The sequence below is a fragment of the Streptomyces sp. BF23-19 genome (assembly GCF_041106355.1).
GTDB lineage: Bacteria > Actinomycetota > Actinomycetes > Streptomycetales > Streptomycetaceae > Streptomyces > Streptomyces virginiae_A.
The window spans coordinates 80,327-87,912 of sequence record NZ_JBGBPT010000026.1 but is presented as its reverse complement, the minus strand read 5'-3'; the positions used below and the strand labels follow the sequence as shown (position 1 = coordinate 87,912).

6 protein-coding genes are annotated in these 7,586 nt (G+C 69.5%); 1 reads left to right on the top strand and 5 read right to left on the bottom strand.

Features of this window, described 5'->3' with window-relative positions; translation table 11 throughout:
* Nucleotides 1–338: 338 nt before the first annotated feature.
* The 4 genes from AB8A24_RS17165 to AB8A24_RS17150 all read right to left on the bottom strand — a co-directional run bounded on the left by AB8A24_RS17165 (nucleotide 339) and on the right by AB8A24_RS17150 (nucleotide 3,479).
* Nucleotides 339–1,256 (bottom strand): ADP-ribosylglycohydrolase family protein, encoded by a 918-nt coding sequence (locus AB8A24_RS17165; RefSeq protein WP_266482059.1) that lies wholly within the window; start codon nucleotides 1,254–1,256, stop codon nucleotides 339–341.
* Nucleotides 1,257–1,267: 11 nt separating this feature from the next.
* Nucleotides 1,268–1,927: a histidine phosphatase family protein gene (locus AB8A24_RS17160; RefSeq protein WP_328961369.1), complete on the bottom strand. Its 660-nt coding sequence runs from the start codon at nucleotides 1,925–1,927 to the stop codon at nucleotides 1,268–1,270.
* A gap of 74 nt (nucleotides 1,928–2,001) precedes the next feature.
* A complete protein-coding gene (locus tag AB8A24_RS17155) occupies nucleotides 2,002–2,607 on the bottom strand; it encodes a YdbC family protein (RefSeq protein ID WP_030713338.1) in 606 nt (201 codons plus the stop codon).
* A gap of 32 nt (nucleotides 2,608–2,639) precedes the next feature.
* Nucleotides 2,640–3,479: an arylamine N-acetyltransferase gene (locus AB8A24_RS17150; protein ID WP_328961370.1), complete on the bottom strand. Its 840-nt coding sequence runs from the start codon at nucleotides 3,477–3,479 to the stop codon at nucleotides 2,640–2,642.
* 95 nt (nucleotides 3,480–3,574) lie between these two features.
* Between AB8A24_RS17150 and AB8A24_RS17145 the strand changes: the two genes are divergently transcribed.
* Nucleotides 3,575–4,534 (top strand): DUF1152 domain-containing protein, encoded by a 960-nt coding sequence (locus AB8A24_RS17145; protein WP_369476425.1) that lies wholly within the window; start codon nucleotides 3,575–3,577, stop codon nucleotides 4,532–4,534.
* Nucleotides 4,535–4,641: 107 nt separating this feature from the next.
* Here AB8A24_RS17145 and AB8A24_RS17140 read toward each other — a convergent pair whose 3' ends face one another.
* Nucleotides 4,642–7,530 (bottom strand): vitamin B12-dependent ribonucleotide reductase, encoded by a 2,889-nt coding sequence (locus tag AB8A24_RS17140; RefSeq protein ID WP_328961372.1) that lies wholly within the window; start codon nucleotides 7,528–7,530, stop codon nucleotides 4,642–4,644.
* Nucleotides 7,531–7,586 lie beyond the last annotated feature (56 nt).

Below are 7,586 nucleotides of genomic sequence, written 5' to 3'. Positions count from 1 at the left end.
GTATCTCCGGCCGGGTTCGGCTTCGCCGGCGAATCCCCGGCCGTGGCCTGTGCGTCGGCCGCGCCCTCGGTCCGGGCTTCGTCCGCCCCGCCGGTGTTCTCTGACATCAGGTTCCCTCCCCTGTCGGCCGCCCCGGAGTTCAGGGTGGAGCGGCGATGCGGACAGGGTAGGCAGGTGCGATGCAGTTTTGAACAGGATCAAAAGAGTGCTGTGGCAGGACCGTGACAATCGGAGGGGGATATTTCACGCGCGCCGGACGTAGGCGAGGGCGCGAACGCGGCTGAGGCACCGCAACGCCGCCAACTCCCCCGGTGGCCGGTCGGATCGAGCCGCGGGCGTCAGCCCGCGGCGACCTCCGGCAGCCAGGCCGGCAGGGCTTCGGTACGCGCCAGCCACGCGGCAGGCAGTACGGCGTCCCCGCGCGCGCCCAGTACCCCACCGACGATCGCGCAGGTCGTGTCGACGTCGCCGCCCACCTGCGCGGTGGTCCAGAACGCCTTCTCGTAGTCGTCCAGCGCCCGTGCCGCCGACCACAGGGCGAACGGCACGGTGTCGTGCGCGCTCGTGCGCCGCCCGCAGCCCAGGACCGCCGCGACCGTGGTGGCGTCGCCGTAGTCCAGCATGTCCCGCGCACGCCGCAGCCCGGCGCCCACCGCGCTGCGCGGTACCAGTGCGATCACCCCGTCCAGCAGGTCGGAGGCCTTCGGCGGGGCGTCGGTGCTCGCGGCGATGGCCGCAGCCGCGGCGACGGCCATCGCCCCGCACACGGCCTCGCGGTGCTGGTGGGTGGTGTAGGCGGAGATCTCCGCCTGGTGGGTGGCCTGCTCCGGGTCGTCGGCGTACCAGGCACCCAGCGGCGCGATCCGCATGGCGGCACCGTTGCCCCACGAGCCCTGCCCGTTGAACAGTTCGGCGGCCAGCGTGCGCCAGTCCTCGCCTTCCCGCACCAGTCGCAGCATCCGGTTCACCGCAGGCCCGTAACCACGGTCGAAGTCGTGGTGGTGGGCGAAGGAACTCGCGAGCGCGTCCTGGTCGATCCGCCCGTGCTCGGCCAGCACGGCCACCACCGAGCAGGCCATCTCGGTGTCGTCGGTCCACTGCCACGCCTCGGCGCCGGTGGGCAGCTCGCGCCGCTTGAGCAGCGGGTAGTTCACGGGGACGAAGTACTGGGAGCCGAGGGCGTCACCCAGCGCCAGCCCTCGGAGGCTGGCCATGGCGCGCGCGTAGCGCCGTTCGGGAGTGGAATCAGGCGTCATCGCGGGCCACTCTAGCCGTCCAGGTCATAAGGCTCGGGTGTGGTCCACCGCTCAAACGGGCGGTCCATCCGGTACCGGCCGTCCGGTCCGAGCAGGAGCACCCGGAATTCACCGTTGCCCGGATTGGACAGGGCCTCGAATTCGGCCACGGACCAGTGGAACCAGCGCATGCAGAACAGCCGCATCGTCAGCCCGTGCGTCACCAGCAGCACGTTCTGGGGATGGTCGGGGGCCTCGAAGCTGCGGTAGAGGCTTTCCAGGAAGGACCCGACCCGGTCGTACACGTCGGCCCCCGACTCGCCCTGCGCGAACCGGTAGAAGAAGTGCCCGTACGCGTCCCGGTAGGCCTTCTGCAGTCGTACGTCGTTCCGGTCCTGCCAGTTCCCCCAGTCCTGCTCGCGCAGGCGCGGCTCCTCGCGCATACGCACCCGCGTCGGATCCAGCCGGAGCTCACGGAAGGTCTGCAGGGTACGGCGGTACGGGGAGACGTACGCGCTGATCGTCTCGGCGCCGAAGAGCTCGCGCAGCCGGCCGCCGGCCGCCGATGCCTGCTCGCGTCCGGTGGGGGTCAGCCGCAGTGCGTGGTCGGGCTCCCGCTCGTACACGGAGTCGTCGGCGTTCCCCTCCGATTCCCCGTGTCGGACAAGGACGATGCGCCGTGGTCGAACCATTCCACGACCCTATTCGTCCCCTGGCCGGCCCGCCGATCGGGCACGCCGAGCGGACGGCGGCGGTCATCGTACGGTCATACCGTCCAGGACGGTTCGAGGTCGACGACATCGCCGGTGAGGGCCTCGACATCGGCCTGGATCTGGGCGCGCAGGGAGAGCCGCTCGACCCGCTCCTGCCGGTACTTGCCGTGCTCGGCGGCGGCGTGCCACATCGAGAGCACCAGGAACTCCCGACCCGGGGCCTCCCCGAAGAGGCCCCGGATCATGCCGGGCGAGCCCGCCATCGCCGGATTCCACACCTTCTCCTGCATGAGGGCGAAGTGGTCGACCCGCCCCTCCCTGACCCGGGTGTGCGCGACCCGTACGACGTCGGCATCGGTGAAGCGCGGCTCGAAGCCGGTCTTCACGTCGAAGCGGTGGTCGAAGAGGGTGACCCGCAGATCGGTGTAGGTGCCGTTCTGGGAGGCGGCCAGCCGGTCGTGCGAACGGGCCATGAAGGAGTCGTAGAAGGATCGGCTCTCCCAGAACGCGAAGACATGCGCGACCCCCTGCCGACCCCGGCTCCAGCCGCCGCCCTGCCCCCGGAATCCCGGCTCGCCCGGCAGCCCCGCCCATTTTCGCTGCCCGCGCTCGAACCCGCGTCGGTCCGTCACCGTGCAGCGAATCCACTTGACCAGCACGGCGCCATCGTACGGGCCGGGCGGGGCCCCGGTCAGTCCTCGGCGCGGTGGATCCGTACCAGTTCCGCCACGTCCCGATCGGGCAGACGAAGCCCGAACTCCCGGTCGAGCACGGCGAGCAGCCCGTCCGGGCCGATGGTCTCCTGCTCGACGAGGCCGTCGGGATGCAGTCGGGTGAGTTCCCGCCCGACGAGCGCCTGGCGGACGCGGTCGCCCGCTTGCTGGACGATCAGCCGCCCGGTGAAGGAGGAGGCGGGGTGACTGGAGCTGTAGTGGTTGAGCACGACGTAGTCGACCGGGTGGTAGTGCTGCGGGGAGAAGGCGTACAGGTCCCGCCAGGTGTCGCCGCGCAGCAGGCACAGCACGAGGACACCGTCCTCCTCCTCGCGGACGCGGTACATCCACTCGCCCTGCCGCACCTCGGCGCCCGGACGCGCCAGCGGTACCGGCTCCCGAGGTCCCTGGAAACCGAATCCGGCGTCGCACAGCCACGGTTCACCCGCGACGGTGACGACGAGGACGGCGTGCGTCACGGCGAGGACGGAGTCGCCGCGGGTCCGGTTTCGGGCACCGCGCCCGGAGACCTCGAACCCGATCCGCTCCAGGGCGGCGGCCAGCAGCGAGTTCTGCTCGTAGCAGTAGCCGCCGCGGCGGGCGTGCACGAGCTTGTCCTCGATCGACTTGAGGTCCAGCGCGACGGGGCGGCCGAGCAGGACGTCCAGACTCTCGAAGGCCACGGCGGCGGTGTGGGCGCGGTGCACTGCGTACAACGTGCGGAGGTCCGGCCGGAGTTCCCCGGGCGTCCCCCGTTCCCCCTGATATCCGATCCGCTCCAGATACGCGTCCAGGTCCAGCTCGTCACCGCTCCACATGACTGACCATCTCCCCGTTCCCCCGCCTCGTCGGCCATCGCCCTGCCGTGAAATCCGCGGGCGCGCTGCCCTACGCGCCCCGCACAATGATCACCATGACGGCACTGCACTCCAACCCGCTTTTCGACCGCCTCGCCGACGCCGAGAGCATCCTGGTCACGGGTGCGGGCGGCGGCTTCGACATCTACGCCGGCCTCCCCGTCGCCCTGTCCCTCATGCACCAGGGCAAGCGGGTCCAGCTGGCGAACCTCTCCTTCAGCTCGCTCGCCGGACTGCCCATCGAGGCGTGGGTGGCTCCCGACCTCGCCGCCGTCACCCCTGACTCCGCGCCCCACCTGTCCTACTTCCCCGAGCGGACCCTGGCCCAGTGGCTGGCGACCCACGGCTACCCGGACACCGTGTACGCCTTCCCCCAGACCGGGGTGCAGCCGTTGCGCGCCGCCTACCGCGAGCTGGTCGACCGCCACCGCATCGACGCGATCGTCCTGGTCGACGGCGGCACGGACATCCTGATGCGGGGTGACGAGGCGGGCCTCGGGACCCCCGAGGAGGACCTCACCAGCGTGGCGGCACTGGCCGCTCTGGAGGACGTACCGGAACGTCTCGTCGTGTCGGTGGGCTTCGGCGTGGACGCCTACCACGGGGTCAGTCACGGCCTGGTGCTGGAGAACATCGCGGCCCTGGAGCGCGCGGGCGCCTACCTCGGCACGTTCTCCATACCGCGCGCCACCAGGGAGGGCGCGCTCTTCCTCGACGCGGTGGCCCACGCCCAGGAACGGACACCGGACCGGCCCAGCATCGTGAACGGCTCGATCGCCGCGGCCGTCCGGGGCTCCTTCGGCGACGTGCAGTTCACCAGCCGCACGCGGGGCAGCGAGCTCTTCGTGAACCCGCTGATGTCCCTGTGTTTCGCCTTCGACCTGCCGGGTCTGGCCGCGCGCTGCCTCTACCTGGACCGCATCGAGGACACGCACCTGATACGCCAGGTCCATTCCCGGATCGCCGAGTTCCGCGAGGAGCTGGTCACCCGTCCCGCCCGCCGCATCCCCCACTGACGCGCCCGCTCACCGAACACGGCGTCGGCTAAACGCCGGATGGGGTGTCCGCGTCGCCGCGAACACCCCATCCGAACAGCTAGCTCATGCCCGAGTGGGCATCACGATCAGCTGCAGCCGCTCGTCGAGCCGCAGCCCTCGCAGATGTAGCAGGAGCCGGCGCGCTGCATCTTCGTACCGCAGGAGAAGCAGAGCGGGGCGTCGGCGGAGACGCCGAGCTGCATCTCGACCAGTTCGGCGTTGCTGTGCGCCGTCTTCGGGGCCGGGACGGAGGCGGTCACGACCGGCTTCGGGGCCGACGGGACCGCGGCCAGCGGGGCCGCCTGCATCAGGGACTCGGTGTCCAGCTCGTCCTCGAGCGGCTCGTAGGAACCGGTGTCCAGGTGACGCTGGCGCTCCTCGGCGGTGTGGATGCCGAGGGCCGAGCGGGTCTCGAAGGGCAGGAAGTCCAGCGCCAGGCGGCGGAAGATGTAGTCGACGATCGACTGCGCCATCCGCACGTCCGGGTCGTCCGTCATACCGGCCGGCTCGAAGCGCATGTTCGTGAACTTCGAGACGTACGTCTCCAGCGGAACGCCGTACTGCAGACCGACCGAGACGGCGATCGAGAAGGCGTCCATCATGCCCGCGAGGGTCGAGCCCTGCTTGGACATCTTCAGGAAGACCTCGCCCAGACCGTCGTCCGGGTAGGAGTTCGCCGTCATGTAGCCCTCGGCGCCGCCGACCGTGAAGGAGGTGGTGATGCCCGGGCGGCCCTTGGGGAGGCGCTTGCGGACGGGGCGGTACTCGATGACCTTCTCGACGGTGGCGCGGATGGTCTCCTCCGCCTTGGCGGTGACCTCCTCCTTCTCCTGCTCCTTCTTCTTGGCGGAGAGGGGCTGGCCGACCTTGCAGTTGTCGCGGTAGATCGCGAGCGCCTTGACGCCCATCTTCCACGCCTCGAAGTAGATCTCCTCGATCTCCTCGACGGTCGCCGTTTCCGGCATGTTGACCGTCTTCGAGATCGCGCCGGAGATCCAGGGCTGGATCGCGGCCATCATGCGGACGTGGCCCATCGCGGAGATGGAGCGCTCGCCCATGGCGCAGTCGAACACCGAGTAGTGCTCGGTCTTCAGGCCGGGGGCGTCGACGACCACACCGTGCTCGGCGATGTGGGAGACGATCGCCTCGATCTGCTCCTCCTGGTAACCCAGGCGGCGCAGGGCCTGCGGGACGGTGCCGTTGACGATCTGCATCGAGCCGCCGCCGACGAGCTTCTTGAACTTGACCAGGGCCAGGTCCGGCTCGACACCAGTGGTGTCGCAGGACATCGCGAGACCGATGGTGCCGGTCGGCGCGAGGACGGAGGCCTGGGAGTTGCGGAAGCCGTTCTTCTCGCCGAGGCGCAGCACGTCCTGCCAAGCCTCGGTGGCCGCAGCCCAGATGCTGTTGTCCAGGTCCTCGGTGCGCGGCGCGACGGCGTTGGCGTCGGCGTGCTGCTTCATGACGCGCTTGTGGGACTCGGCGTTGCGGGCGTAGCCGTCGTACGGACCGACGACGGCGGCCAGCTCGGCGGAGCGCTTGTACGCGGTACCGGTCATCAGCGAGGTGATCGACGCGGCGAGGGTGCGGCCGCCGTCGGAGTCGTACGCGTGGCCGGTGGCCATCAGCAGGGCGCCGAGGTTGGCGTAGCCGATGCCCAGCTGGCGGAAGGCGCGGGTGTTGTCGCCGATCTTCTGCGTCGGGAAGTCCGCGAAGCAGATGGAGACGTCCATCGCGGTGATGACGAGCTCGACGACCTTGGCGAAACGCTCGGCGTCGAAGGACTGGTTGCCCTTGCCGTCGTCGTTCAGGAACTTCATGAGGTTGAGCGAGGCGAGGTTGCAGGACGTGTTGTCCAGGTGCATGTACTCGCTGCACGGGTTGGACGCGGTGATGCGGCCGGACTCGGGGCAGGTGTGCCAGTTGTTGATCACGCCGTCGTACTGGATGCCCGGGTCGGCACAGGCCCACGCGGCCTCGGCGAGCTTGCGGAAGAGCGCCTTGGCGTCGACCTTCTCGATGACCTCACCGGTCATACGGGCCCGCAGGCCGAACTCGGTGCCGTTCTCGACGGCCGTCATGAACTCGTCGTTCACGCGGACGGAGTTGTTGGCGTTCTGGTACTGGACGGACGTGATGTCGTCGCCGCCCAGGTCCATGTCGAAGCCCGCGTCGCGCAGGGCGCGGATCTTCTCCTCCTCCTTCACCTTGGTCTCGATGAAGGCCTCGACGTCCGGGTGGTCCACGTCCAGGACGACCATCTTGGCCGCACGGCGGGTGGCGCCACCGGACTTGATCGTTCCTGCGGACGCGTCGGCGCCGCGCATGAAGGAGACCGGGCCGGAGGCGTTGCCGCCGGAGGAGAGGAGCTCCTTGGAGGAGCGGATGCGGGAGAGGTTCAGGCCGGCGCCGGAGCCGCCCTTGAAGATCATGCCCTCTTCCTTGTACCAGTCGAGGATCGACTCCATGGAGTCGTCGACGGCCAGGATGAAGCAGGCGGAGACCTGCTGCGGCTGGGGCGTACCGACGTTGAACCACACCGGGGAGTTGAAGCTGAAGATCTGGTGGAGCAGGGCGTAGGTCAGCTCGTGCTCGAAGATCTCCGCGTCGGCGGGCGAGGAGAAGTAGTCGAAGTCCTCGCCGGCCTTCGTGTACGTCTTCACGATCCGGTCGATCAGCTGCTTGAGACCGGTCTCGCGCTGCGGGGTGCCGACGGCGCCGCGGAAGTACTTGCTGGTGACGATGTTGACCGCGTTCACCGACCAGAAGTCGGGGAACTCCACGCCACGCTGCTCGAAGTTGACCGAGCCGTCGCGCCAGTTGGTCATGACGACGTCACGGCGTTCCCAGCTCACCTCGTCGTAGGGGTGCACGCCCGGGGTGGTGTGGATGCGCTCGATACGCAGGCCGCCCTTGGCGGCCTTGGTCCCCTTGGCGCGGGAACCACGTGCCGAGCTGCTCGCCGTCTCTGTCATGCCGCTTCCTCCCATATGCGGGCAAAAACGCCCTAAAGTGCCATCGATATTCCGCG

Bases quoted from the DNA above. Each gene is read 5' to 3' on its own strand.
- AB8A24_RS17140 (WP_328961372.1), bottom strand. From the start codon at position 7,530: ATGACAGAGACGGCGAGCAGCTCGGCACGTGGTTCCCGCGCCAAGGGG.
- AB8A24_RS17145 (WP_369476425.1), top strand. From the start codon at position 3,575: ATGACGGCACTGCACTCCAACCCGCTTTTCGACCGCCTCGCCGACGCC.
- AB8A24_RS17160 (WP_328961369.1), bottom strand. From the start codon at position 1,927: ATGGTTCGACCACGGCGCATCGTCCTTGTCCGACACGGGGAATCGGAG.
- AB8A24_RS17150 (WP_328961370.1), bottom strand. From the start codon at position 3,479: ATGTGGAGCGGTGACGAGCTGGACCTGGACGCGTATCTGGAGCGGATC.
- AB8A24_RS17165 (WP_266482059.1), bottom strand. From the start codon at position 1,256: ATGACGCCTGATTCCACTCCCGAACGGCGCTACGCGCGCGCCATGGCC.